Origin of the sequence: Treponema sp. Marseille-Q4132, assembly GCF_014334835.1 — a bacterium.
Classification (GTDB): Bacteria; Spirochaetota; Spirochaetia; order Treponematales; family Treponemataceae; genus Treponema_D; species Treponema_D paredis.
The window spans coordinates 1,136,258-1,162,344 of the sequence record NZ_CP060591.1 but is presented as its reverse complement, the minus strand read 5'-3'; the positions used below and the strand labels follow the sequence as shown (position 1 = coordinate 1,162,344).

The following is a 26,087-nucleotide window of genomic DNA, read 5'->3' as shown; positions in this document are numbered from 1 at the left end:
TTTATGAAAACATCGAACTATGCAAGAAAAATTTTAACGGGAGCGGCACTCTTTATGCTGTTTACCGGTTTGTTTACAGGCTGTCCGCAAAACATTGAGGACAAAGCAGTTTCCGTAGAGAGTGTAAGGCTCGATAAAACGGAACTGGATCTCGGGGTAGAAGAAAGCTATAAGTTAAGTGCAGCAATTACCCCTGCGAATGCAAACAACAAAAAAATAACGTGGGCTTCGGACAACTCCGGAATTGCAGAAGTAGACCAAAACGGGAATGTAAGGGGTAAGGCCGATGGTACTGCCCTAATTACCGTAACCACAGAAGACGGAGGCAAAACCGCAGCTTGCACCGTAAAGGTAAAGTTTATACACATAGAGAGTATAACACTCGATAAAACGGAACTGAACCTTCTATCAGGAGAAAGCTCTAAACTGACTGCAACAATCAATCCCGCGAATGCAAGCAACAAAAAAATAACGTGGGCTTCGGACAACTCCGGAATTGCGGAAGTAGACCAAAACGGGAATGTAAGGGGTAAGGCCGTAGGCACCGCCGTAATTACCGTAACCACAGAAGACGGAGGCAAAACCGCAGCTTGCACCGTAAAGGTAAAGTTTATACACATAGAGAGTATAACACTCGATAAAACGGAACTGAACCTTCTATCAGGAGAAAGCTCTAAACTGACTGCAACAATCAATCCCGCGAATGCAAGCAACAAAAAAATAACGTGGGCTTCGGACAACTCCGGAATTGCGGAAGTAGACCAAGACGGAAATGTAAGGGGTAAGGCCGAAGGTACCGCCGTAATTACAGCAACTACGGAAGACGGTAACAAGACGGTAAGCTGCAACGTAACGGTAGAAAAAGGAGCAATCCTTTATCTTAGCCCCGATACAGACGAAATTAAAATTCAAGCCCAAACTCTAAGCTATAATAAGATAATTGTGGTAGGATGTACAGAAACCGAAATGGATGGTAAATTAGGGGATGCCATCTTCCTACACCCAAACGGCGATAGGGTTATCTTAAAAGGGGATATCGACGTTCTGCACTGCGACAAGAATCAGCTTACAGGCCTGAATGTGCAGGGGTTAAATAACTTAAAAACGCTGGGCTGCAACAAAAATCAGCTTACAAGCCTGGATGTGCAGGGGTTAAATAACTTAGAAAAGCTGTTCTGCGAACAGAATCAGCTTACAAGCCTGAATGTGCAGGGGTTAAATAACTTAAAAACGCTGTACTGCAGCGTCAATCGGCTTACAAGCCTTGATGTGCAGGGGTTAAATAACTTAGAAACGCTGCACTGCATTGGCAATCGGCTTACAAACCTGGATGTGCAGGGGTTAAATAGCTTAAAATTCCTGTGGTGCGATAGCAATCAGCTTACAAGCCTGAATGTACAGGGGTTAAATAACTTAGAAGATCTGTCGTGCTCCCGCAATCAGCTTACAAGCCTGAATGTACAGGGGTTAAATAACTTAGAAGATCTGTCGTGCTCCCACAATCAGCTTACAAGCCTGAATGTGCAGGGGTTAAATAACTTAAAAGAGCTGCGGTGCAACGTCAATAAGCTTAACCGAAATGCTTTTACAAAACTCTTTAACGATTTACCTAAGAGGTATAACAGCGATAACGCATATTGCGTTCTTTATACTACCGAAGAAAATGGTAGTATTATCGGGGGTAACTATGGTATTATCGAGGGTAACTATACGGGCTTTACCACTGCCGAACTGAAAGTAATCAAAGACAAAAAGTGGAGGCCGATTAAATATTCTCGCGGTTATGAAGAGGAGATATAAATAATTTGTAACAGGTAATAACGGATAATTCGCATTTTCAAAGTTACCTCTAAAAATGGCAGTTTTTAGAGGTAACCGATTGGGTAAATCGGCAATTATCCGTTATCCTTATTCAGTGCCGTATATTCGATGCACATATTGACTTTTTTTTACGCTTTCACTATTATTATTTTTACGTTTGAAAAAACGTGCTCCCTTAGCTCAGTTGGTAGAGCAATGGACTGTTAATCCATGTGTCGCAGGTTCAAAACCTGCAGGGGGCGGACAGCTGTCATAAACCGACAGCTGTTTTTTATTTAACAAACAACGGTGTATTGTCGATATGCCAGGTTTTGAACCGGAGCTGCCGCGCGGAGCGAAAAGCGCACAGGATGTGCGCGGCAGGCGGCGGAGGCGGCCCGGAGCGAGCATGCAGGAAGCATGCGAGTAGAGGGCAAAACCTGCAGGGGGCGAAAAGTCGTACCGTAGCAGGTACGACTTTTTTATTTAGCAGACGACGGTACATTGTCGATATGCCAGTTTTGAACCGGAGCTGCCGCGCGAAGCGGAAAGCGCACAGGATGTGCGAGCCTCAGGGAAAAAGCCTACGCCCGCGTGGAGCGGTGCCGAAGGCAGCCGCCGAAGCGAGCGCCGCGAGTGAGGCGGCCGCGCGTGAGCAAGCCGCGAAAGGCGGGATTCTTCCGACCGTTTCGTCCGTATGTATAAATAATATTTTAAAATTCGATGTGCGGCTCGGAGCGAGCAGCTTTTTACCGCGAAACGATGTTCGGGAGCGGGCTTGTTTTTCGTTTTTTATACAGATACTTGAACGGGTGGATATCGAACGCATTCGACGACCAGCCGCCGACCGTTTCCAAATCGATGACGTTGAGGCTTACCGGATGCGAAACGGGCAGCACTTCGCCCGAATCGAGTAAAATCTGTTCCGCCCGCGCGAGCAGTTTTGTCCGTTCTTCGCCCGTGTAGAGCGCGGCTTCTCCGAGCAGTTTATCGTATTCTGCGTTTTTCCATTGCGCGACGTTGAGCGTCGATGCCGAGCGGAAGAGTTCGAGGAATGCGAGCGGGTCGGCAAAATCGCCGATCCACGTATACGAAAAAAGATCTGCGTTCCACGACGGGATGCTTTCAAGGTAGCGCTTTATCGGTGAAGTTTGTACTTCGACGTCGACACCGAGCGTCTTCCATGCGTCTGCCAAAATCGCCGCCTGCTTTTTCATATAATCGGTATCGGGAATTCCGATCACGAGCGGGAGTCTCCTGTTTTGCGGAATGCCCGCCTTTTTTTTCGCGTCGGACATAAGGGATGCCCCTTCGTCGGGGTCGGTATACGTAAAGCCTTCGACTTGGGGGTAACCGTTTATCGGATAGACGAGGGTCGGCGCTTTGACGAACGCTTGCGAACGGAGTTCATCCCACGGTACGGCTTCGAGGAGGGCGGCTCTCAGATCGGGATTGTTCCACACGCTTTTTTTCCGGCTTTTGAAAAATAAATATTCCGTTGCGAATTCCGCGTTGATTTGAGCGCAGTCTTTGTCGAGCAGTTTTTGAACGGTAACGTTTCCCGCTATCCAGTCGGCGCTTCCCGTGTTGAATAAAAACGCGTTTTCATCGGCGTCGTCGCTTTGCACGATTGCGATCCGCTCGATATGCGTATGTTCGGCATCCCAATAATTATTATTTTTTATTAAAATCATCTCTCCGTTCGAGTTCCGCTGCATGGAAAATGCGCCGCTTGAAACGCTTGTATCTTTTTTATAGACGGAGAACGCACTGTGGCACAGTACGCGCGGCAGATATCCTGCAGGAGAGGCGAGCTCGACGACGAGCGTCGTGTCGGAAAGCGCTCGTATGCCGACCGCATTCCGCCTTCCTTTTCCGCTTCGATATGCCGCCGCTCCCTCGACGATGTCGAGCAAGGAAGAATAGGGCGCACGCGGTTCCGCAAGCAAATCGAGCCATGCGTCGCACACGTCCCGTGCCGTCAGAGGCGAGCCGTCGCTGAACTTCGCGTTTTTGCGGAGCGTAAAAGTCCAGCGCTTTTTATTGCGCGAAATGCGGTATCGAACGGCGAGCGCGTTTTTCGGTTCGAGCGTTACGGGATCGTACGAAAAAAGTCCTTCATAGAGCGATGAGAGGATCTGCGATTCGGAACTGTAGGAAGCCGTGTGCGGATTCAAATCGTATTCATGTGCCGGAACAATAATCGTAAAATTACGCTGCAGCGCGGGGTCGACCGCTTCCGCTTCGAAAAATTCGCCGGAACCGTCGATTTCGGGAATGTCCGTATCGGGGAGGACATCGTCGTGCGTTTGCGAAACGAGGGCGGCCGTACACAGCGCCGTCGCAAAAAGAACGAAGCACCGTTTTTTAATAAAATCGATCTTATTGAAATTAGAACCCATCTTCATTGATTCCCAATTTTTCCAGCTGCATCTTTTCTTCGGCGACGGACACGTATTCGGCGCGCTTTTGATTCGACTTGACGAGCGTATTTTTCATCGTGACGAGTTCCATCTTCATTCCTTTGATTTTGTCTTTGTTTGCCGCGGAAGCTTGAGATTTGAAATATTCGTCGAGCGCATTGAGCTGCAAAAGAATTTCCCGGTTGTCGGTAAGCTGCCGGTTGATAAAACCGAGTACCGTTTCTTCCGCTGCGGCCGTAATCTTCCGGAACTCTTCGCTTTGCGTATCGGCGAACGATTGCAAAAACTGCTGTTTCCGCACGAGGAGCGCGAAAAAGGTATTGTATTCGATTTTTTTTGTCGTACGCGCTTCGTTTTTTTGATTTACGATAACCAGTTCGTATTCTTCGGGAGCGGCTTTGAGATTGAACGCTTGTCTGAGCGCGCGTTTTAATTTATCGAAAAAGCTGTTGTGTTCGGAACTCAGGACGGCGTGATTCGATTCGACCTTTGAGATGACCTGCTCGTATTGGGGTGCAAGCGCCGAAAGCGAAAGTACGGTGTCGAGCAGCATGGCTCTCGTGTTTACTTTTTGCTTTACTTCCCGCACTTTTTTTTCCGCGATGCGCAGACGTGCGAGAGCTTGCTGCCGGAATTGTTCTTTTTCGGGAGCACAATCTTCCTTGACGATTTCCTGAATCAATTCGCTGTAGTATTGTTTTTTACCGAGTATTTTCGGAAAGAGACGTTTGATTTCCGCAATTTCCGCGCTGAATGAAGAAAGCGTTGTTTTATCGAACGCCGGATTTTCGATCACTTTTTTGCGCACTTCGAACTTATAAGCTTCGCGTTGGAAATTTACAAAATCGGTCAAGCCCGAATGAATAGCGGAAACGGCCGCACTGCTTTTGTTGAGAGAATCGCTTATGAGACTCAAGACCATCTGCGGAGCATGGATGTGCGCTTCGTTTACGAGCGTCGCGAGTCCTCTCGTGTTTACCTTCGAACTGTTGATCGAAAACGCTCTCCAGTCGATACAGGTCGCCAAATCGAGCAGGCGTTTTGTCTGCGCCAAATCGAGGTGATCGGTTGAAAATTTATAATACGTGCATACGAATTCGAGCATGCTTTCGTAGTCGGAAAAGCGCGTTCCCATGACGATGGAGCGCTCGTTTTCCATATACGCCGATTCGTCCGGCAGTATGATTTCCGTGATTTTTTTTTCAAGCTTATACGGATCGGGCTTAATAAGTGCGCGCTGAACGAGCATGGTATACATGTTTTTGACGCAAGTATGGAGCAGTTGAAAATTCGAAAGCACGCCGGGAAGCACTTTTGCGTTTAAGTTTTCCGTTTTTTCCGCGATCGCCGTTTCGAGCGTACCGAAAAAAGTCTGATTATCGCTCATACTTCTATTATCGTAAGTTTTTTATGAAAAATCTACCGAAAATACGGGCGTTTACCGTGCAGTATCGGAAACGCTTCCGTAGAGGATCGCTTCCAAATCGACGGAGAGAAAACCGCTTTTGCCCGTTTTGTAAAAATCGCTTTCTTCCCATGCCGCGTACATCGTCGTGCCGGAAACCGCGAAGGTCGTGTATGCGAAGCCCTCGGGAAGTTTCGGCAATCTGAATGCGACGGGTTTTCCGCCGTTTACGATATGCCGTCCGTAGAGCGCGCCGCTTACGTAGGTAGTACCGTCTCGAAACATGAGACATGCGTAAGTGTCGGCGATGAGCGCGTTCGCCGAAAGAGGTGAGGCATCGTCGTTTTGCTTTTGATTCGTGTAGCGCCTCGGCGAGTGTCCGCCTGCCGTTCGGCATTCTACGAAAAACGCCGTATCTTCGTCAACGAGCGATGCGAGCTCCTGCAAACGTTTCGGTGCGAATGCGATATTGACCGGGGTTGCCTGAGATCGATATGCATCGGCATCCGTTTCGGAGATGAGGAGATCGTTTTTTGCCGAAGAAGGCGAAATCGAAAGGAGCGGAATTTTCGGCTGTACGGAAAGATATGAAAAATCGGTTTTTTCTTCTGCGGATTTTTTTACCGAACACACAAAAACCTTTCCGTCCCACACGAAGTCCGTTATCTCGGATTCGGAGGGGAGGGCGAGAGACGTACACGTGATGAGCGGGTAAAAAACGCTCGAGGCCGTATCGAAGAGAACGAGAAAGTGATGTACGCCGCCTGCAGCGTTGTTTGCAAGCGATGCGTTGAAAAACGTACTTTTGTACAGAGAAAAAATCGGTGTATCGCTTTGGAATACGAGATTGCCGGCCGTTCTGTCGGCAAAGACGGCTGCATCCGTATACAAGCGGAAAGTGCTGCCGGTAAAGACGATCATGCCGAGCCTGTTGACGACGGCGTATGCGCAGGGCGTTTCGTTTCCGTTTCCGAGAGCACTCGATGCCGATGAAATGCGTACGGCTTCCGTCCACGGTTTTTCGGCCTGCATCGGCGCGCGCCTTACGTCGTCGATTTCTTTTATTGCTCCGCCGTCAAAACAATACCATGTATGAGCTTTTTTCCCCGAAGCTGCGTCCGAAAGAGTGAGCGGGGCTTGCCGATTTTTTCCGCGGCACGAAGCGAGCGAGAGGACGGCGCACAGTACGGCTATATATCTGCATTTCATTGTTCCCCAGTGTATAGCGGTACGGCCGATATTGCAAGTGCCGGAATGCCGTCCGCGCGGTACTGCACAGCGGCGATGCTTCGGATCGTGTACAAAAAGCTCGTGATGTCGATTTTTTTGAAAAGCGTTTTTCCCGTTTTGCGCTGCGTGCGGTAAAGCGGAATATACTGCGGCATAAAAAGCGCATGCGATGTTTCCGTACCGCCCGATTGCGGCACACCGATTTCTTTTGCTTTTTGTTCGAGTTCCGATATCGTAATAAGCGCCGTCTTTTTCATAGAAAGAAGCGGCGCGCCGAACGAATGTTCCGCGATCGCAGTGCAGACGGCTTCCGTGTCCGCTTTCCACGGATCGTAAGGGCGTTCCGTGTCGGCGGATTTTTCGGCAAGGGTATCGCATAATTTTTTCCAATTGAACGTCGCAAGGTATGCGCCGTTTGCCGTTTCGTCAGCACGGCTCTTTACCGATGTATTTCCGTTGTTCGCCGATTCCGCGCCTCCGCTTGTTCTGCCTTTCGGCGAGTAAAGCCGCATACACACAAAAGCTGCAAAACCGCTTTCCCAGCCGAGTTTTCTTTCATGCGGCCAGATGCAGCCTGCGGGTTTAAAAAATAAGGTGTCCGTTTCGCCGTGGCAGCTTATCGGCTGGGCGATTACGGCGAGCGGACGATCGGCTGCAGCTTCGAGGCTTACGGTTTTTGCTCCCGCATCAAGGCGAATGACGCACCCCGCCTGCGCGCCTCCCGCGTACCGTATTTCCCAATAGGCGAGAGGAGGGAATTCGGCACACTCATAGGGCGGCCACGAAGGAAGCGAAAACGTAACCTCTTCCGTTCGGTCGAGCGGATTTTTACACGACGTCATCCCCGATCCGAGAAGGAAAAGGGCGAATAATATCGATATCTTTTTCACGCAATATAAATCGTCAAAATCTTATCATTTTACGCGCTTTTTTTTATCGATTTTCCGTAAAACCTGTTGCCATATTGAGATTTTTTTTATATCTTTAATTATAAGTCAGCATTAACTTTAATTGCGAAAAAAAACGATGCATTAAAGACGATTTAGTAAGGAGTTGCATTAAAATGGCTAAACAGTTGTTATTCAATGAAGATGCCCGCAAAAAATTGCTTGCGGGAGTTGAGCAGATTTCGAAAGCGGTAAAAGTAACGCTCGGACCCTGCGGCCGTATGGTTATGTATGACAAAAAATACGGTTCGCCTGTTATCACGAAAGACGGCGTTACCGTTGCAAAAGAGATTGAACTGCAGGATCCCTATGAAAACATGGGCGCTCAGTTCGTGCGCGAAGTCGCATCGAAGACGAACGACGATGCGGGTGACGGCACGACGACAGCGACCGTTCTTGCTTATGCGATGGTCCGCGAAGGCGTAAAAGCCGTTGCTGCCGGCATGACCCCTATCGAAGTAAAGCGCGGCATGGACAAAGCCGTTAAGCTCGTCGTCGATGAAGTCAATAAAAATGCAAAACAGGTAAAAGGCGCGGAAGACATCACGCACGTTGCGACGATTTCCGCAAATAACGATACCGAAATCGGTAAAATGCTCGCCGATGCGATCGCAAAAGTCGGCAAAGACGGCGTCATCACCGTCGAAGAATCGAAAAACATGGACACGACGGTCGACACCGTAGAAGGTATGGAATTCGACCGCGGTTATATTTCGTCGTATTTCGTAACCGACCGCGAACGCATGGAAGCCTCTTACGACGATGCGTATATTTTGATCCACGACAAAAAAATCTCCACGATGAAAGACCTGCTTCCGATCCTTGAAAAAGTCGCGAACGAAGGAAAGGCCCTCATCATCATCGCGGAAGACGTCGACGGAGAGGCGCTCACGACGCTCGTACTCAACACGATCCGCGGTACGATCAAATGCTGCGCGGTAAAAGCGCCCGGCTTCGGCGACAGACGAAAGGATATGCTGCAGGACATCGCGATTTTGACCGGCGGACAAGTGATCACCGAAGAAGTCGGTCTCAAACTCGAAAGCGCCGAAATCAATATGCTCGGCAAAGCGAAGGCCGTCAAAATCGACAAAGACAATACGACGATCGTCGGCGGCGCGGGCAAAAAGAGCGCCATCAACGAACGCATCGAAGAAATCAAAACGCAGATCGAAAAGACGACGTCGAGCTACGATAAAGAACAGCTGCAAAAACGCCTTGCAAAACTTTCCGGCGGAGTTGCGGTCATCAACGTCGGCGCGACGACGGAAACGGAAATGAAAGAAAAGAAATTCCGCGTCGAAGACACGATTGCGGCGACCCGCGCGGCTCTTGAAAGCGGCGTAGTTGCAGGCGGCGGACTTGCGCTGCTTGAAGCGTCGAAAGTTCTCGAAGCGATTCCTTCCGAAATCAGCGAAGACGAAAAAGTCGGCTTTAAGATCGTAAAGCGCTCGTGCGAAGAACCGATCCGCCAAATTGCCGACAACGCGGGTATCGACGGTGCGGTTGTTGTGGAAAAAGCGAAATCCGAAAAGAAAGGCGTCGGCTACGATGCTGCGAAAAACGAGTGGAAAAATCTCGTCGATGCGGGCATCATCGATCCGGCAAAGGTTACCTGTTCCGCGCTCACGAACGCGGCGTCGATTGCGGGTACGCTTTTGACGACCGAATGCGCGATCACCGATATCCCCGAACCGAAAGCGCCGCCGACAGCTCCGTCTCCGGATATGGGCGGTATGTATTGATAAACTGAAAGTGCCGCGAACGATGCGGTGCTTTCAAGCTTCTTTTTCCCCGAACACTTGCCCCGTGCAAGTGTTTTTTTGTATAGTAGCGTTATGGCATCAAAACCCGCTTCGTCCGCCCGACGCGGTGCGAAATCGAAAAACGGAAAACTCAATAAAGTCCTTCCTCCGTTCTTTATGATCGCGGCGGTCATCATCGCGATCCTTTTCATCGTCCGTCTCTTTGTCGGAGAGTCGTCCGAGCGTCTTCCTCGTGCGCGCATCGTAACGCCCGTCGCTCCGGGAGAAGCCGAAAATCAATCATCGGGCGATGCCCTTTCGTCCAATAACGAAGCGATGACTTCATTCGTGCCGCTTTCGCTCAATGAAACGCTTATCAGCACGCTGTCCATCGATTTGAATAACGATATGAAAGAAGATCAGGTCGTCGCCGTCCGCAAAGAAGGCGTACACTATCTCGTACTCATCGTCGGCATCTACGATGCGGAACGGAACGCATATATCCGCACGGCCGAAATCACGACGGAGATTTCCCGCACGCGCACCTTTTCCTATACCGGTATAGATATGCTCGGCGAACATCAAAACGCTCTCGTGTATCAAGGCGTCAAAGACGACGGCACGAGCGTTTTGGCAATCTACATGATGCGCAAAGAACGCAATAAAATCGAACTCGTGCAGATAGGCGATTTCGAATCCGACGGTACGATCTTTATTCAGCAGGATGATCGTTCGATGTCGTACGAACTTTCGCAGTCGCGCGGAGAGAGTTTTCCGGTGTGGGTATACGGTTCCGCAAAGGATTCCGGCAGCGGCGAAAATGCGAATTTGAGTCAAATCCAAACCGAATACCGATGGAACGAAAGGGAACAAAAATACGTTGAAACGCGGCAAGTGCGCGTGACCGGAAGCAGGATCGCCGCGCGCGAGCTTGCGCGCATTCAAGACGGCACCGTCGAAACATTCGCCGATTTTCTCGACGGCTTGTGGTATAAGACGTCGTCTTCGCAGGCCGGCATACGCTATCTCTTTTTCGATCATGCGCAAAAAGAAGTGATCTTCCTCTACGACGATACCGAAGAGGTATACGCGTGGGAAGACAGCAATCTGCGCAGAAGCGGCATTTACATTACGACGACGAACAAATCGATTACGAATATGCAGCGCCGCTGCGATATTTCGCTTGCGGGCATCGATGAAGTGCGTATTCACATCATCGACGACGTACGCATGATTATTAAAGAAAATAATTTGTGGGACGGCAGTTACCGCAAAATGACGGCGTTCGCATCTTTTACGCCCGAAAGCCGGCAGCAAAGCGAATACGAAAGCGCGTTTACGAAATGGCCGGAATGGAAAACCGACAACGGTCTCGTTATCAAATTCGGAAAAACGACGTATACCGTTTCGGGCGATAACACATACGATGAAGGCATTTATGTAATAGGCGCCGTTGCGGGCAAACACGTCGTACAGTTCCGGTCGTCTCTGAACTCACAGCTGCTTTCAAGCGCTTATCAAATGCGTTTTAAAACCGTAACGATTCCCGCTTCTTCCCTCCGTGCCGCCGAAGTCCAAACCGACTATCACACGCTCGAACTCGATCCCGTGCGCATCGCACCCGATGAGTGCTATCCCGCCGAAGGACGCACTTTTACATTGACGCGCGAAGAAGATTGATGCGTGCGTGTTGCAATTTTCAGCTTCCCGTCATACAATGATACGTATGACTGTTATTAAAACGAATAATAAAGCACTTCGCTTCGCCGTTTCCGTTCTATGCGCGTTTATCGTTTCCGTTGCGGCATCCCAATGTTTTGCCGAGTCGCCTGTCGGCGGCGAAGCCGTTTCGAATTTTCAATACATGAAAAAAATCTCTGCGGTATTCGATTTTGTACAGCAAAATTATGTCGATGAAATCGATCCGAAAGTGCTCTACGAAGGAGCGCTCAAAGGTATGCTCGACTCGCTGAAAGATCCTTATACGCAGTACCTCGATCGAAATACGATGCGCCCGCTCTCCGATACGACTGCCGGCAATTTCGGCGGTGTCGGCCTTTCCATCAGTAAGCCACTCGAATCGTCCGCCGACAAACCCGCGTACGTCGAAGTCGCTTCTCCGATCGAAGATACGCCCGGAGCGAAAGCCGGTATTTTGTCGGGCGATTATATCACTGCGATCGACGGAGAGGCTACGCCTCCCATGACGATGGAAGAAGTGCTCAATCACTTACGCGGCAAAGCGGGCACTCCGGTTACCGTTTCGATTTTACGCGGCAAAGACATCCGATTCGACGTAACGCTCATCCGCGCGCTCATCGAAGTGCCGACGGTAAAGTACGGCATGATAGGTGCGACGGGCTATCTCCGCATTATCGAATTTACGCCCGATACGTCCAAGCGCGTACAGGAAGCGCTCGACTCGTTCGGAAAAGCGAAATATAAAAATTTAATAATCGATCTGCGCGACAACCCCGGCGGGCTCATCACGAGCGTCGCCGACGTCGCGGATAAATTCATCGATTCGGGAACGCTCGTTTCAACGAAGAGCCGTCTCGCATTTGAAAACAAAGTCTTTACCGCGAACGCGAAAAAAACGACGGTTCCTGCAGGTCTGCCGATCGTAGTTCTTATAAACCGCGGATCAGCTTCGGCATCGGAAATTTTGGCGGGGGCGCTCAAAGACAATCACCTCGCATACCTTGTCGGTCAGCGTACCTACGGCAAGGGATCGGTACAGCAGGTCATCCCGCTCAGCAATGCGGACGGTTTTAAAATTACGATGGCGCGCTATTATACTCCGAGCGATACGAATATCGATAAAGTCGGTATTCCTCCGGACAGGGAAGTGCTTTATCCCGAATTGAGCGAAGCGGAAGAAAAAGCGTACGCGGAACTTATTAAATCGAATACGATCGCATCCTACGTCGATTCGCACAGCGGCATGACAGAACGCGATATCGCATCTTATGCCCTCGTTTTGCAAAAAAAATATCCGCTCAATGCGGCTTTGCTTCGCCGCCTCATCCGCGTCCGCGTAAATCGCTTAAAGCCCGCGATGCTCTACGATTCGGATTACGACATCCAACTGAACGCCGCGCTTGAAATTTTGAAATCGAACGATTTCCAAAAGCTCGTCCGGTCGGCGAAGACCTTGAAAGAACTGCAGGATGAAGCCGAAGCGACAAAGCGTACGGAGACTTAAAACGTGCGGCAATTTATCGCCGATACCGCACCCGACGACAGGGGACTCCTTTCCGTTTCGGGAAAAGATTTTACGCATTTATGCCGCGTCCTCCGCGCAAAGCCGGGCGATATGCTCGACGTGCGGATTCCGGGCGGATTCCTTTTTCCCATGACCCTCTGCCGTATCGATGACGCACGGGGCATTGCCGTATTGCAAAAGTGCGGAGGCGAAGGCGTTTCCGTTTCCCGCGGAGTCGGAGCTTCTGCCGTCGATAAAAATTGCCGTGCCGTCGAATACACGCTTTTTCAATTTATCGCAAAGCCTCAAAAAATGGAAATGATTGTGCGGCAGGCTTGCGAGTGCGGAGTGAAGACGATCGTTCCCGTCGCAGGCGAGTATTCGCAAAAGGGCAGCATCGCTTCTCTCTCAGGCAAAAACGAACGCTTTACAAGGATCATCAAAGAAGCTCGCGAGCAGAGCGGCTCATCGGTCGAAACCTCCGTTGCGGAAACCGTCGATGTGAAGGGGGCGTGCGAAGCGTGGAGACGGATGAGTGAAAAAGCGCAAAACACGTCCGCCGCCGTCGTCCTCTCGGAGCGGAACGATTTTTGCGTACCGCTTTCGGATGCGGTTTTTACGGGCGTCACGTGCGCGGCGATCGCCGTCGGAAGCGAAGGCGGCATAAGCCCCGATGAAATGGCGGCGCTTCGAAATGCCGGATTTACGCCCGTTCACTTTGCGGGAAATATTTTGCGATGCGAAACCGCAGCCCTTTACGGCATCGCCGCCCTTCAAACCGCGCTCGCCGAATTTGCAAAATGATCCCGATACGGTGAGGAGTACGGTTTTTCGATTTTTTTCAGCGAGACCGCGGGTCCGCATTGTCTTTTAAAATAAATTGAGGCTGCCCGAAAAGAAAGGACAGCCTCTGCGATCGGCATATCTTTGTAATTTATTTGTCTTCGATGACCGCGATGATATCGCTCATTTTGAGGATGAGGTGGTCTTCGTTGTTGATTTTTATCTGCGTGCCGGCGTATTTGTCGTACATGATGCGCTCGCCGACTTTTACGGTGATTTTGTCTTCTTCGGTACCCGGGCCGACGGCGACCACTTTTGCCGTTTGCGTTTTTTCCTGTGCCGCTTCGGGGATGATGATGCCCGATGCCGTCTTCGATTCCGCTTTTTCGTTTTTGACGAGAACTCTGTCCGCTAAAGGTTTGATTTTCATGCTGTGCTCCTGTGATAAAAGCTGCCGTCAGCTGCGCGCCGAAAAGCGCAAACCGCGGTTTCCGCAACGCAAAAACCGCAGTCGATAAAAAGCTTCCGCCTTTTACGACGGCTTTCGTTTGTGTAAGAGTATATAAAGTCTTACAATCTTTATATATTTATAATATACTTATTTTGTGTCTGTATCGTCAACAGGGAGCGGGCGCTTGCCTGCGAAAAGAAGATTTTACGGCGGATTTATCGCGTCAACTTTTCGCAAACTGTGGTATAATCTAATAAAAAACGGGGGCATATATGCTTGCTACGGCTAAAGGGTATTATAACGGTACTCAAATAGTACTGGATTCGTCCGTGCAATTTCAGCAAGGACAAGAGGTTATCGTTACATATACCGTTTCCCCGAAAATTTTGAAAAAAGAATCTCTTTTATCCGTAATAGATTCCCTCGTCGGGGCGATCCCCGATACCGGAAAAGAACTTTCAGAATACCGCGAGGAGCGACTTAAAAAATATGCGGATATTGATTGATACGAATATAGTCCTTGATATTTTGCTGAACAGAACTCCATTTGTACAAAATGTGGTAGCTGAATCGCATAACTTTGATGCAATTATCACTCGTAATCCGCGTGATTTTACAAATTCGAATTTAAAAGTTATCTCCCCGAAAGATTTTTTAAAACAGACTGAAAATTATCAAATTTTATGATAAATTTTTAAAAGAAATCAACAGGGAAGGAAAATGAAAACACACACTATATTTTTTATAATCGCAGCGGCGGTATCGTTTTTTGCGGGGTGCGTATTCGGATATATACAAACAAATAGACAATACGACAGGGTTTCCGTTGCGCTGCACAAAGAAAGATTGCGTATCTACAATCAAATAAAAGAAAATTACGGCGTCTATGAAAAAGATTGCAAAGACGTTAAAAAAATCGCCGTGATCGATTTTTTTAAATCTATGGCATTGTATGTAGTTGAAGAAAACGGAGTAAAAACAATTCGCGTTTCCGAATGATCGGTGACGGAGACTTGCGGCGATCTATGAAACAATCGGACGAAACGGAACTTGCGGAAAAAAAGCGCTTGGTGCGGCAGGCGATGCGGAAGGTGATTTTTGAATTTACCGCCGAAAAAAATCGCGCGGGTGCGGCGTCGAAAAAAATCGAGCGCCTCTTGCTCGGCTCCGAACTCTATGCGGCCTCACATACCCTTTTTATATTCGTATCCGATCCGAGCGAAGTCGAAACGAGGGGCATCATCGCATCCGCATTGAAAGACAAAAAACGAGTTGCGCTTCCGCGCTGTATCGATACGGCAGGTACGATGGAATTTTATTATCTCGATGCGGCTCTTTCGTTTGAAGCACAGACGGAAATCGGCGCTTACGGTATTACGGAACCGAAAACCGCTCTCGAAAAAGCCGATACGAAGAACTTTCCGCACGCCTCTCTTTTTCTCGTACCCGCTCTCGCTTTTTCTTGTGACGGCAGGCGGCTCGGAAAAGGAAAGGGGTTTTACGACCGCTATATTGCGCGGATTTCCTATGCGTTTCCGGTTTTGGCAGGTCTCTGTTTTTCCTGCCAAATCATAAGCGATGTCCCCGCCGGAGTCCGCGACGCGAACGTTTCGCATATCGTGTGCGAAAAAGGTATCTTCCCGTGCCCGCCGCCGCATGACGCGGATTGACATCGTGCCGATTGCGCTTTGCAGACCGGTGCGAATATTGATAAAAAAAATGATATATGCTACTTTCTGAAGAGATGAAAAAATATATCCTTTTGATTGTTTTATCCGCTTTTTTTTCGAGTGCGTGTAAATCGATTCCCGCAAAATTGCATACCGCTGAGGACGAAGCGCCCGTATCGGTCGGCCATCTGCTTCGTGCACCTGTACGAAGCGGTAAAAACGCCGATCTCTACCCCGAAACCGTTTTGAGCGAACGAGAGGGACATGTGGAAACTTCATACGAAATCCTTGCAGAGGGAAGTTACGGTGCGGAATTTACCGCCGCGGTAATCGAAAATCAAGCCGATTTGGATAAACTCTATTCGCTTTTGCGCGGCGGCGCGGTCGACTCTCCGAAAATCGATTTTAAGCGGAAAAAGGTAATCGCCGTATGTGCAGGTACTTTTAATACCGGAGGCTATGGCATACGACTGCATTCCGCGGTATATACGAAAGACGGTTTGGAAACGGTGTTCACGATAACCGCTCCCGAGCCTACTCAAATAGTAACGCAGGCTTTTACAAGGCCTTACCTCATAATCGGCATAGATGTATCTCCTTCAGTGCGGGTTTCGGTTACGCTACGCGGATTCGAAAGGCGTTTTGATTTTTAAACTCGGAGGAACATCCTATGAAACGAAAACTACGGATCGCGCTTGTGGCGCACGATAACCGCAAAGCCGATATCGTCGACTGGGCGCTGAACAATTCCGAAATGCTTTCGGCGCACAAACTTTTTTGTACTGGAACGACGGGCACGCTCGTGCGGGAATCCTTTATGAAGCGCGGTATCAAAAGCGATATCACGTGCATGCATTCGGGACCTATGGGCGGGGATGCGGAAATCGCGGCGCTTGTCGTTCGAAAAGAAATCGATTTTGCGGTTTTTTTTATAGACGATTTGAATCCGCAGCCTCACGAAGCCGACATTCAAATGCTTTTACGCCAGTGCAGGATCCACAATATACCGATCGCGTGCAACCGCTACAGCGCCGATTTGATGATCACGAGTTCGTTGTGGGACGATGCGGGTTACGTGCCGAAAGATCCCATCTACGCGCCCTTTGACAGAAAGGCGTTCGAAGAAAATCTCAAAGCAGGCAAGTAACCTATAAATCGGCCGCGGGAAAAGGGATGTCTGCCGTGCCGCCGGTCCGATTTTAAAAGGAGGCGTTCCGTATCGATACAAATTAATAATTATTAATTTGTCGACCGCGTACACACGGTACGTTCTCGTCCGTGCAGGTAAAAACGGCGGATCGTTTCAGCGCTGGATGCTTCCCGTCGCTTCACCTTCGACGAGCGCTTCCAATTCTCCTTTTCGGAAAATCGCGATGTCGCCGGGGATCGTGTGCTTAAAGCTTGCGGCCGCAGTTGCGAAGTCGAGAGCGTACTGCGTGTCTTTGAAGTGATGAAAGCCGTGTATGAGTCCCGCCGCAAACGCATCTCCCCCTCCGACGCGATCGACGATATTTTCGATGTGATATTTTTTCGATACGAAAAACGTTCCGTTTTTGTCGTGCAGGAGTGCCGAAAAATCGTTGATATCCGAAGTGTACGTTCTGCGCCTTGTCAGGGCGACGGTGTGAATATTGGGGTATTCGCGTTTTACGGCGAGCGAAATCTTTTCAAAATATTCGTCGGGCAATCCTTCTTTCGACGTATCGTAGCCGGAGACCGTGATACCGAGACAAAAGCGAATGTGCCCTTCGTTCGTGATGAGAATATCTGCCGATTTGACGATTTCTTTTACAGCATCTTCCGCCCGCCGTCCGTAGCGCCACAGTTTTGCGCGATAGTTGATGTCGAATGAAACGGTGATATTCCGTTTTTTTGCTTGGGCGATCGCTTCGATCGTCGTGAGGTATGCGTTTTCGGAAACGGCAGGGGTGATGCCGCTTATGTGAAACCACGATGCGTCCGCAAAAACGGCTTCCCAATCAAAATCGGACGGAAGCGCTTCGGCGATGCAGCTGTTTTCCCTGTCGTAGACGACATTCGACGGACGCCGGTACGCGCCCGTTTCGAGAAAGTAAATACCGATTCTGCCGTTCTTTCGGATCACCGAGGAAAGATCGACATCGTATTTGCGTACTTCCGAAAGAGCGGCTTCTCCGATTGCGTTGTCAGGGACGGCGGTTACGTAAGAAGCTCTGTTTCCGAGCTGCGCGAGTTCGCATGCGATATTCGCTTCGCTCCCGCTGAAGGTCGCTTCAAAATTCGGCGACTGGAAAAAGCGTTCATGCCCCGGTGCGCTGAGCCTGAGCAGCAATTCTCCGAGCGTAACGATTTTTTTCATAACTGCTGTTCTCCGTTGAACGTCCCGTCAGCGGCTCACTCGGCCCGACGCATCTCCGCCCATAAGCTTTTCCGCTTCTCCTACGGAAATGTGATTGAAATCGCCTTCGATCGTCTGTTTTAAGCAGCTTGCGGCGACGGCGAAATCGACCGTCTTTTGCGGATCGAAACCTTTTACGTTTCCGTAGATGAGTCCCGCACCGAAACTGTCGCCGCCTCCGACGCGGTCTACGATGCGGATGAGATATTCTTTGCTGTAATAATAATTTTTGCCGTCATAGAGGAGGGCAGCCCATTTGTTGTCCGATGCGCTCAGCGACGTGCGGAGCGTGATTGCAACCTGCCGCAAGTGAAAGCGGTCCGCCAACTGTTTTGCGACGTCTTCATAGCCTTTTTTATCGAGCTTGCCGCCTGTTACGTCCGTGTTTTTGGCCGAAATGCCGAAAACCTTTTCCGCGTCTTCTTCGTTTGCAATGCACACGTCGATATATTCCATGAGTTCCGCCATGACTTTGCCCGCTTTTTCCGAAGTCCACAATTTTTTGCGGAAATTCAAATCGCAGCTCACCGTGATATTTTTCGCTTTCGCTTTTTTACACGCTTCGAGACAGATTGCCGCGACATTGTCTCCGAGCGCGGGCGTTATGCCCGTAAAGTGAAACCATGACACATCGTCGAATATCGCTTCCCAGTCGAAGTCTGTCGGAGATGCCGTTTGAAAAGAAGATCCCGCCCTGTCGTAGATGACAAAAGATCCGCGCTGGCTTGCACCCTTTTCCGCATAATAAATGCCGAGCCGCTCTCCGCCTCGCGCGATCAGTTTCGTATCGACACCGAATTTGCGCAGTTCGTTGAGCGCCGCGTCTCCCATTTCGTGAGCGGGAAGCTTTGTGACGAACGAAACCGGTACATCGAAATTTGCCAAAGAAACGGCGACGTTCGATTCCGCACCCCCGTATACGACGTCAAATTTATCCGCCTGTACGAAACGCTTGTAGCCTTCCGGCGCGAGGCGCAGCATGATTTCTCCGAACGTGATTACCTTAGACATAAGATCCTCCAAAAATTGATACGGAACATCCGTGTGTCCGTAAGTATAAACGTATGCATCGTTTTTTGCAACGCGATTTATTGACGGCGGATAACCCGCTCGATATAATTTTCATAGATGCGCGATTATGCAAAACGACGTCAGGGGACATTGTATCTTGCGGCGCCGGTATTTTTTATATTGCACGTATTTTAAAAGGTATGTGCAAAAGTTTTTATGGAGGAAGATATGGATGCGTCATCGATATTGACGACATTGTTGGGTTCATCGAGCGTTTCGAACATCGGCAAATTGTGTGACACCGACAGCGGTACGGTGAGTACGGTTCTCGCCCAAGCGCTTCCGGCGCTTTTGAAAGGCGCCGACAAACAGGCTTCTGATAAAGCGTCCGCAAAAGGTTTCGCTTCCGCACTCGCGGAACACGCCGGCGTCAGTACGGCGAATCTCGGCACTTTTATGAAAGACGTCGATTTGGACGACGGTGCGAAGATCATCAAGCACTTGCTCGGATCGAGTGCGGCTTCGACGACGAAATCGATTGCAAAGACGGCGGGTACCAGCGCCGGTACCGTATCGGCGATCCTTGCCGCGGCAGCTCCTCTTTTGATGAGCCTTCTCGGAAAAACAGCCGGAAACAATACTTCCGGAGATGCGCTTTCGGCTTTGATCGGCGGCGTTATGAAAAACGTAAATGTCGGCGACGTGCTCGGAGGACTTTTGGGCGCATCGGGTGCGAAAACGCAGGGAACGGCAAAAAATTCCGGAGCATCCGGCACTGCGAAACTCGCAGGCAATTTGCTTAAAGGTTTATTAAAATAAATAATTTACGGGAGTATATATGGCGGTAAAACATAGGATCGTGTCGGCGTCGACCGGAAAGACGGTAAAGACGGCGCCTGCTCCGAAGGGAGAGCAGGGGAGCGCGCTGCCGCTTCGAATAGGTGCTGCGGCGCTGTGGATTTTCGCAATCGTTCTTGAAGCGCTTGCACTGTGCGCGATGACGGAAAAAATCGTCATTCCGTTTTTAGTAAAGTTTTCTCCGCTCGTGCAGGGAATCGTCCTTCTCATCGTCGATTTTATTGCCGTTGTTGCGGGTGCCCAGCTTTGGAAAAAAGCGAATCGCATCGCACCGGCGTCGGAAGCGAATGCGCTGAAGTTTTGGCTGTGGAACAATATGGGCGTCATTGCGTGTGCGGCGGCCTTCGTTCCGTTTATCGTTCTTTTACTTTTGAATAAAGATACCGATAAACGCACGAAAGCGATCGGTATTGCAGCAGCGGCCATTCTCCTTATTATCGGGGGACTTGCAAGCTACGACTTCAATCCCGTGTCGGCGGAATCGTATGCGCAGGCGGGGATCACGCAGCAAGTGTATTGGACGCCGCACGGCAAACGCTTTCACACGCATGAAGACTGTTCGGCTTTGAGTCGAACCGAAGAACTTACTGCGGGAAGCGTACAGGAAGCGATCGAGGCGGGCAGAGAAACGATGTGCAAAATCTGCGAAAAACGCGACGGCGCAGTGGTAGAAAAAGTAAAACAGGCGGCAAAAGAAAAAGACGCCGCATAGCGATCGGCGGGCGCTTTTGAAATTTGCTCGGTATTTTCGGAAGCGCCCATCTATGCGAAACCCTCGATAATGTGCTATACTACGTGAATAAGAATTAACGGTTATTTCATAATGTTATCGAGGTATTTATGTATAAAACGCGCAAGCGGCTGATATTCCTTTCGGTCAATGCCGCCATTTTAATCCTTTTTATCGTTATTTCAACGATGCTCATGCCCGAACGGATAAAAGAGTATTCGTTTTCTTTGCTTATATCAATTCCCTCGGTTATCTTCGTTCTTTTGCTGATCGGAGGAGATACCGTGCGTTCCGCGCTTGACAAAAGGCTGCGCCGAAAGATTTTCGAAAAGGGCGAAACGCGTTATTTGACGCGCTTTATCAACAGGCTGCGTTTTTGTTATTCGCTCGACGATCTCTATAAGGTATTTGCAGATGTTCTGGAAAAAGAAGCGGGTTGTTCCGTACTCTTTGTCGACAGAGAAAAAAATTATATTCTGTACAACAGTCCCGACCGTTTGGCATCTTCTCGATCCGTGCGCGATACGCTCGAACGCAATTTTCCGCTTTCATGGCCGGAGGGTTCCTACCTCATCGACGATTCGCTCGGTATCGTATCGCATGCCAAAGATGCGCGCGGTTTTTTCTTCGTATGCGGCACACAGCATCTTTTTATTTTTTGCCGGTACACGAAACTCTTCGATGCGGATGCTTTTCGGCAGTTTTATGAAGAGTTTTCGCGCTTTCAGTCGCGTTCCCGTACGATTGCAAGTCTCACCGAAATTTCCGATCTGACGAAAGAATGGCAGCTGCTTGCGGATACTCAGCGTTCCTTCCTTCCTCAAAAAATGCCTTCGATCCGAAAGCTCAAGCTTGCCGCGTATTATAAACCGCTCATAAACGTGTCGGGCGATTATTATTCCGTTTTGCAAATCGATAAAAGCAAAACGCTCCTCCTCCTCGGCGACGTTTCCGGAAAAGGTCTTGCTGCGGCACTCATCATGGGGCTCGTCGTCAATACGCTGAAGATCATCGACGACAAAGAAGATCTTGAAAGCGTTATCCGCGAGATTGACCGCGCTATAAAAAATATGAAGCTTCAGGATAAATACACGGTATTGTTTCTCGGCCTCATAGATACCGATAAAATGACGATGCGCTATATCAACGCGTCCATGTCCGACCCGCTCGTTCTTTCGCGTGCGCCGGACGGCTACAAAGTAAAAGCGCTCGCATCGAATGCGAGTCTCGTCGGTATCATCGATTTGGGCGATATCACCGTCGAAGAGCGGAGACTTTACCGCGGCGATATGATCCTCATCGCTTCCGACGGTTTGTCGGAGATTATGGATTCGAACGGCATTCAGTTCGGAAGCAGCGATGTCTTTCAAGAAACGCTTCGTACAAGCGCCGACAAAATGCCTGAGGAATTTATCAACGATATCGTGCGCCTTATTCCCGAATACAACGGCGGCGCGCGTCTCCATGACGACGTCACGATGATGGCTGTGAAGGTAGGCTGATATGGCGTTTATTATTCTCGATTTCGGATTTGCCGTATTTTTTATCTGGCTTGCCGTCTATACGAATTATCTGCACCGCACAAAGGGCATATACAGTCAACGGCTTACCGACAATGTCTCATTGGGAGCGATCGTTTCGGCGCTGCTCGCCATAGCACCGGCGCTTCAGCTCGGCGGAGGAACATTTATCATAGTTTCAAAACTGCTTTTCTTTATGGAAGCCGTTTTTTTGACGAATATTTCATTTTATTTTATTTTGCGGAAGATAAAACGCACGATGCCGCTCATCGTCGTCTTGATGATATCTTTTTTCGTGTTTGCGCTGTATATCGTATTTACAAAATTTCAAGTAGTCATCATTTCTTCCGATGCCGGCGTAAAGATAATTGCACGGTATATTTTTCCCAATAAGCTTCGTGGAATTTTTACATGGGACTGGTTTACCGCTTTTGCCGTTTTGTATCGATTTGTGCTGCCGGGCTCCTGTGTACTTGTTATGCTGTTGCTCAACGAATACCGCTCAACGCGTCTTGAAAAGTATCAGGGATATATCCAATTCTTTGCAGTTGCCGTCATGTGGGCGAATTTTGCGTTTTTGAATTTTCTGTCGCGCCATATTCCCGGTTTCTATCTGCTCTATCCGATTTCGTATGCTTTCCTTTTGTTCTTTTTACTGCGTTCGGAAACGATCGAAGCGCTGCCGTCGGCGAGCGACGCCCTCGTTTTTGTTTTGAGGCTTTTGTTCGCCTATATCATTCCGAGCGTTTTTGTCGTCGGAGTTTTTATTTCGCTTTATCCGTTTTTCGGCGGTTTGACATTGCTGTTCAACGTTATTTTGATCGCGGGTACCGCCTTATCGCTCGTGTTTATTTGGGCAATGTCAACGTATCTTACGACTACGCGCCGCCTTCGTCCCGCCGACTACCAAAGCGCATTCGAAAGCGATTTGGCGTCGATCGATTACAGCGGTGAAATGGACGAAATTCTCATGAGCGTGTATAACATATTTACGAGAAACCTGCAGTGTTCGTCCATGTCCGTATTTGTCAATAACGGCGAAGAGTATCTTGAAAACGCGTTTTCATCCGCTGTCGCAATCACGCCCGTCCGCGCGGACAACCCCGCATTCGGTATACTGCTCAATGCCGGCCGCAACATCATTTCGGTTTCGGAAATGGATGCGCGAAGCGATGTCGTCGAAGCTCGAGATGCCCTTACCGCTTTTTTTGCGGATACGCAATCCGATGCGGTCATTCTTTTGAGCGAAGGACGGAACCTCCTCGGCTGTATCACTCTCGGTTTGAAAACGAGCGGCGACCATTATACCGATTACGATATTTCCATTCTCACTCGTTTGTATTCGTACTTTTTCGTGTTCGGCTATTATATGCGTAATATTTCGAACAGAGATATCATCGGTACGGTCAACCGCGAAATCCGTATGTCGTCTCAAATCATCTCTTCGATTCAGGAAGACGTTAATCCGGTAGAAAATCCGAAAGCGGATGTCGGTTATATCATGAAATCGGCACACAATATCGGCGGTGAGTTTATCGATCTGATCAGGATCAACGATCATACGCATCTTTTCGTTATCGGAAGTTTGAGCGGTCAGGGAATCGCGGCGAGTATGAATATGGTCATTTTAAAATCGATTATCCGAACCTTTCTTTCGGAAACCCGCGATTTTAAATTACTCGTTGAAAAAGTCAATGTATTTATCCGCGAAAGCCTTCCGAAAGGAACCATCTTCAACGGCACTTTTGCGCTAGTCGATTTTTCAAACGACGTAATGTACTACATCAACTGCGGTATTCCCGCGATTTTTGTATATACGCAATCGTACAACAACGTTATCGAAATTCAGGGACGCGGTCATGTACTCGGTTTTGTGCGCGATATCGCCCCGTATATTTCGGTGCGGCAGATAAAACTTGCCAAAGGAGATGTCGTTCTTTCCTGTACGAACGGCGTTCTTTCTTCCCGTTCGCTCCGCGGCGAAACGTTCGGCAAAGAGCGCGTACAGCAGGTTATGCTTTCGAATTTGACATACCCCGCTTCGCGTATGGCGCAGTTCATCTATGACAATCTTGTTAAATTCATGTCGAAAGAAATCGAAGCGGATGTAAGCGCCCTCGTTATCAAATACATATAGGGCACCTCTAATAATATTCGGAGATATCTATGGAGCAATTGACGATTACGGAAAAGAGCGGCGCGAATTACGTGTTGTACGAACTCAAAGGCGCGGTCATCGCGTATACGATCGGTGAATTTCAGCAAAAGCTGTACGATGAGATCGAACGCGGTAACGTCGTACTCGATCTGTCGCAAGTTTCGGAAATCGATTATTCGGGCATGGGAACGATTATGGCGGCGTTCAACGACGGAGAAGATAAGGGGCATACGCTTTATTTGCTCTCTCCTTCGCCGGAAAGCCGCGATGCTATCGAAGCGACGGGATTTTCGAAAGTGTTGCATATTATCAGTTCGGTAACCGAAGTTATGTAGTCGAAACGGCGAGTTTCGAAAGTATTTAAAAATAAAACTATGTTTTCGGCGATGTCTCGGAAGCTGTTTAAAGCTTGACGGAGACGGTCTTATATTCGCTTCTATTCTTTTTTTCATAAAAACTCCGTTTTTGAACAAATTTCTCGATTTATTATACGACGACAAAAGTCGTGCTTTCTGTCCCCATGAGGATTGAAGCGGCGGCTCCGTCGTCGGGAGGTCGAAATGAAACGGAAATCTTTCCGAGTGTGGATATGGCTTTTGCAGACGGCGCTTTTATCCGCCTGTATCCTGTTTTCGCTTTGCCCCGTGTCGTGCAAAGTGACGGACGAAGGTTTGCAGCTGCTTCGAGGCGATTATGCGGCGCCCGTCCTTGAATCTTACACAGCCAAAAGCGAACGGCAGGTGACGCTTTCGTTTTCCGAGCGAGTTACGATTACGGGAGCGGTCATTACCCGAGCGGCATCTTTTTCGGCCGGCGAAGCGCTGCCGGAGCAGGGTAAAATATCGCCGATCCTGAAGGCCGCGTCGGGAGAAACGGGGGGAATTCCCGTGAGCGTGTCGTACGATGACGAGGGCAAAAGCGTGATCGCCGAAGCTTCCGAAGCGCTTGAAGCCGGTGCGCATTATGCGCTGTACGGCGAAGCCCGTGATGAAAACGGCAACTCGCTTACGTTTTATGTTCCGTTCGTCGGTTTTAACGGACGTATTCCGAAAATCGTTATAAGCGGCATCCATCCTCAGTTCGCATCGGCACCGAGCGGAGGAGGAGATGCAAAGTGCGAGTTTGTCGAACTCTATGCGCTTACGGGCGGAAACGCTGCGGGACTCAGTCTTCAAAGCGCGGCGGACGGAAGCGAGCGGGCGTTTACGCTTCCTTCTGCGGAAGTAAAAGCCGGAGAAACCGTAATCGTTCACTTGCGTACGAAGGGGGAAGGCTGTGTGAGCGAAACGGGCAGCGACCTCGCACTTTCTTCCGGATGGTATACGTCTCCCGTGATGCGCGATATTTGGTCGCCGAACGAAAAAGCGTGTTTGGGCGATAAAGAGGATGTGCTCATGCTTGTCAATTCTTTTACCGGCGATGTACTCGATGCCGTATTGTATGCGCCGGCAGGGAGTACGGCATGGAGCAATGAAAATATAAAAGGGGCGGCACAGGCTGTGTCGGCAAAAGGATTTTGGAAAAGCGATCTGCCTTCGGATGCTGCGAGTACCGCCGATTTGACGGCATCGAAAATGCTCAAGCGGTCGGGCTGCATTGCCCTCCGCCGTGAAGCCGAAAAGGGCACGCTCGGCGATACTGTTTTTCATACGAAAGAAAATTGGCGGGTCGAAAAAATCGTAAAAGGTGCGGTAAACCCCGCAGAATAGCACACGGAAGTTTCTCCCGCACACGGCAGGGCTCCTGCCGGGAGTGCAGCCGGTTTTTACGTTGC

General features: G+C 49.4%; 22 protein-coding genes and 1 tRNA gene. 16 read left to right on the top strand and 7 right to left on the bottom strand.

Annotation, left to right across the window (positions count from 1 at the left end; translation table 11 throughout):
• Window positions 1–3 precede the first annotated feature (3 nt).
• Complete coding sequence (locus H9I35_RS05355; protein WP_187420541.1) at window positions 4–1,800, top strand: Ig-like domain-containing protein; 1,797 nt, start codon at window positions 4–6, stop codon at window positions 1,798–1,800.
• 190 nt (window positions 1,801–1,990) lie between these two features.
• A tRNA-Asn gene (locus tag H9I35_RS05350) sits at window positions 1,991–2,063 on the top strand.
• 486 nt (window positions 2,064–2,549) lie between these two features.
• Here H9I35_RS05350 and H9I35_RS05345 read toward each other — a convergent pair.
• From H9I35_RS05345 to H9I35_RS05330, 4 genes are read right to left on the bottom strand one after another with little or no spacing between them, the layout of a single operon-like run.
• Window positions 2,550–4,202, bottom strand: coding sequence for a peptide ABC transporter substrate-binding protein (locus tag H9I35_RS05345; RefSeq protein WP_187420540.1), 1,653 nt, complete (start codon window positions 4,200–4,202; stop codon window positions 2,550–2,552).
• Window positions 4,192–5,610 carry a TP0584 family protein gene (locus H9I35_RS05340; protein WP_187420539.1) on the bottom strand — a complete coding sequence of 473 codons (1,419 nt, stop codon included), beginning with the start codon at window positions 5,608–5,610 and terminating at the stop codon, window positions 4,192–4,194. Before H9I35_RS05340 ends, H9I35_RS05345 begins: the two co-directional genes overlap by 11 nt.
• Window positions 5,611–5,661: 51 nt before the next feature.
• The gene (locus tag H9I35_RS05335) at window positions 5,662–6,837 is read right to left on the bottom strand and encodes a DUF8086 family protein (protein ID WP_187420538.1); all 1,176 of its coding nucleotides are present in this window, start codon (window positions 6,835–6,837) and stop codon (window positions 5,662–5,664) included.
• Window positions 6,834–7,748, bottom strand: coding sequence for a hypothetical protein (locus H9I35_RS05330; protein WP_187420537.1), 915 nt, complete (start codon window positions 7,746–7,748; stop codon window positions 6,834–6,836). The genes H9I35_RS05335 and H9I35_RS05330 overlap by 4 nt, the downstream gene beginning before the upstream one ends.
• A gap of 173 nt (window positions 7,749–7,921) precedes the next feature.
• Between H9I35_RS05330 and groL the strand changes: the two genes are divergently transcribed.
• The 4 genes from groL to H9I35_RS05310 all read left to right on the top strand — a co-directional run bounded on the left by groL (window position 7,922) and on the right by H9I35_RS05310 (window position 13,559).
• Entirely contained in the window at window positions 7,922–9,550 is a 1,629-nt protein-coding gene (groL, locus tag H9I35_RS05325; RefSeq protein WP_187420536.1) for a chaperonin GroEL, read from the top strand.
• 93 nt (window positions 9,551–9,643) lie between these two features.
• A complete protein-coding gene (locus H9I35_RS05320; protein WP_187420535.1) occupies window positions 9,644–11,230 on the top strand; it encodes a pallilysin-related adhesin in 1,587 nt (528 codons plus the stop codon).
• Window positions 11,231–11,276: 46 nt separating this feature from the next.
• Window positions 11,277–12,755: a S41 family peptidase gene (locus tag H9I35_RS05315; protein WP_371809471.1), complete on the top strand. Its 1,479-nt coding sequence runs from the start codon at window positions 11,277–11,279 to the stop codon at window positions 12,753–12,755.
• Window positions 12,756–12,758: 3 nt separating this feature from the next.
• The gene (locus H9I35_RS05310; RefSeq protein WP_187420533.1) at window positions 12,759–13,559 is read left to right on the top strand and encodes an RsmE family RNA methyltransferase; all 801 of its coding nucleotides are present in this window, start codon (window positions 12,759–12,761) and stop codon (window positions 13,557–13,559) included.
• A 130-nt stretch (window positions 13,560–13,689) separates the two neighbouring features.
• On the opposite strand, the gene H9I35_RS05305 is transcribed toward H9I35_RS05310, so the two are convergent.
• A complete protein-coding gene (locus tag H9I35_RS05305; protein WP_021329442.1) occupies window positions 13,690–13,968 on the bottom strand; it encodes a co-chaperone GroES in 279 nt (92 codons plus the stop codon).
• A gap of 741 nt (window positions 13,969–14,709) precedes the next feature.
• Here H9I35_RS05305 and H9I35_RS05300 point away from each other — a divergent pair.
• From H9I35_RS05300 to H9I35_RS05285, 4 genes are all read left to right on the top strand, one after another.
• A complete protein-coding gene (locus H9I35_RS05300) occupies window positions 14,710–14,988 on the top strand; it encodes a hypothetical protein (RefSeq protein ID WP_187420532.1) in 279 nt (92 codons plus the stop codon).
• 26 nt (window positions 14,989–15,014) lie between these two features.
• Window positions 15,015–15,659 carry a 5-formyltetrahydrofolate cyclo-ligase gene (locus tag H9I35_RS05295; protein ID WP_187420531.1) on the top strand — a complete coding sequence of 215 codons (645 nt, stop codon included), beginning with the start codon at window positions 15,015–15,017 and terminating at the stop codon, window positions 15,657–15,659.
• 74 nt (window positions 15,660–15,733) lie between these two features.
• Complete coding sequence (gene prcB, locus H9I35_RS05290) at window positions 15,734–16,312, top strand: dentilisin complex subunit PrcB (protein ID WP_187420530.1); 579 nt, start codon at window positions 15,734–15,736, stop codon at window positions 16,310–16,312.
• A 17-nt stretch (window positions 16,313–16,329) separates the two neighbouring features.
• The gene (locus H9I35_RS05285; protein ID WP_187420529.1) at window positions 16,330–16,806 is read left to right on the top strand and encodes a methylglyoxal synthase; all 477 of its coding nucleotides are present in this window, start codon (window positions 16,330–16,332) and stop codon (window positions 16,804–16,806) included.
• Window positions 16,807–16,962: 156 nt separating this feature from the next.
• On the opposite strand, the gene H9I35_RS05280 is transcribed toward H9I35_RS05285, so the two are convergent.
• A complete protein-coding gene (locus tag H9I35_RS05280) occupies window positions 16,963–17,997 on the bottom strand; it encodes a sugar kinase (RefSeq protein ID WP_187420528.1) in 1,035 nt (344 codons plus the stop codon).
• A gap of 27 nt (window positions 17,998–18,024) precedes the next feature.
• The gene (locus H9I35_RS05275) at window positions 18,025–19,047 is read right to left on the bottom strand and encodes a sugar kinase (protein ID WP_187420527.1); all 1,023 of its coding nucleotides are present in this window, start codon (window positions 19,045–19,047) and stop codon (window positions 18,025–18,027) included.
• A 228-nt stretch (window positions 19,048–19,275) separates the two neighbouring features.
• On the opposite strand from H9I35_RS05275, the gene H9I35_RS05270 reads away from it, so the two are divergent.
• From H9I35_RS05270 to H9I35_RS05245, 6 genes are all read left to right on the top strand, one after another.
• Entirely contained in the window at window positions 19,276–19,866 is a 591-nt protein-coding gene (locus H9I35_RS05270) for a DUF937 domain-containing protein (RefSeq protein ID WP_187420526.1), read from the top strand.
• Between the two features lie 19 nt (window positions 19,867–19,885).
• Window positions 19,886–20,617, top strand: a complete 732-nt coding sequence (locus H9I35_RS05265) for a hypothetical protein (RefSeq protein WP_187420525.1) — start codon at window positions 19,886–19,888, stop codon at window positions 20,615–20,617.
• A gap of 128 nt (window positions 20,618–20,745) precedes the next feature.
• Window positions 20,746–22,137, top strand: a complete 1,392-nt coding sequence (locus tag H9I35_RS05260) for a PP2C family protein-serine/threonine phosphatase (protein ID WP_187420524.1) — start codon at window positions 20,746–20,748, stop codon at window positions 22,135–22,137.
• A 1-nt stretch (window position 22,138) separates the two neighbouring features.
• The gene (locus H9I35_RS05255; protein WP_187420523.1) at window positions 22,139–24,292 is read left to right on the top strand and encodes a PP2C family protein-serine/threonine phosphatase; all 2,154 of its coding nucleotides are present in this window, start codon (window positions 22,139–22,141) and stop codon (window positions 24,290–24,292) included.
• A gap of 29 nt (window positions 24,293–24,321) precedes the next feature.
• On the top strand, window positions 24,322–24,648 hold the full coding sequence (locus tag H9I35_RS05250) for an STAS domain-containing protein (RefSeq protein ID WP_187420522.1): 327 nt from the start codon (window positions 24,322–24,324) through the stop codon (window positions 24,646–24,648).
• A 225-nt stretch (window positions 24,649–24,873) separates the two neighbouring features.
• Window positions 24,874–26,022, top strand: a complete 1,149-nt coding sequence (locus tag H9I35_RS05245) for a lipoprotein TP_1001-related protein (RefSeq protein ID WP_187420521.1) — start codon at window positions 24,874–24,876, stop codon at window positions 26,020–26,022.
• The last annotated feature ends 65 nt before the right edge of the window (window positions 26,023–26,087 follow it).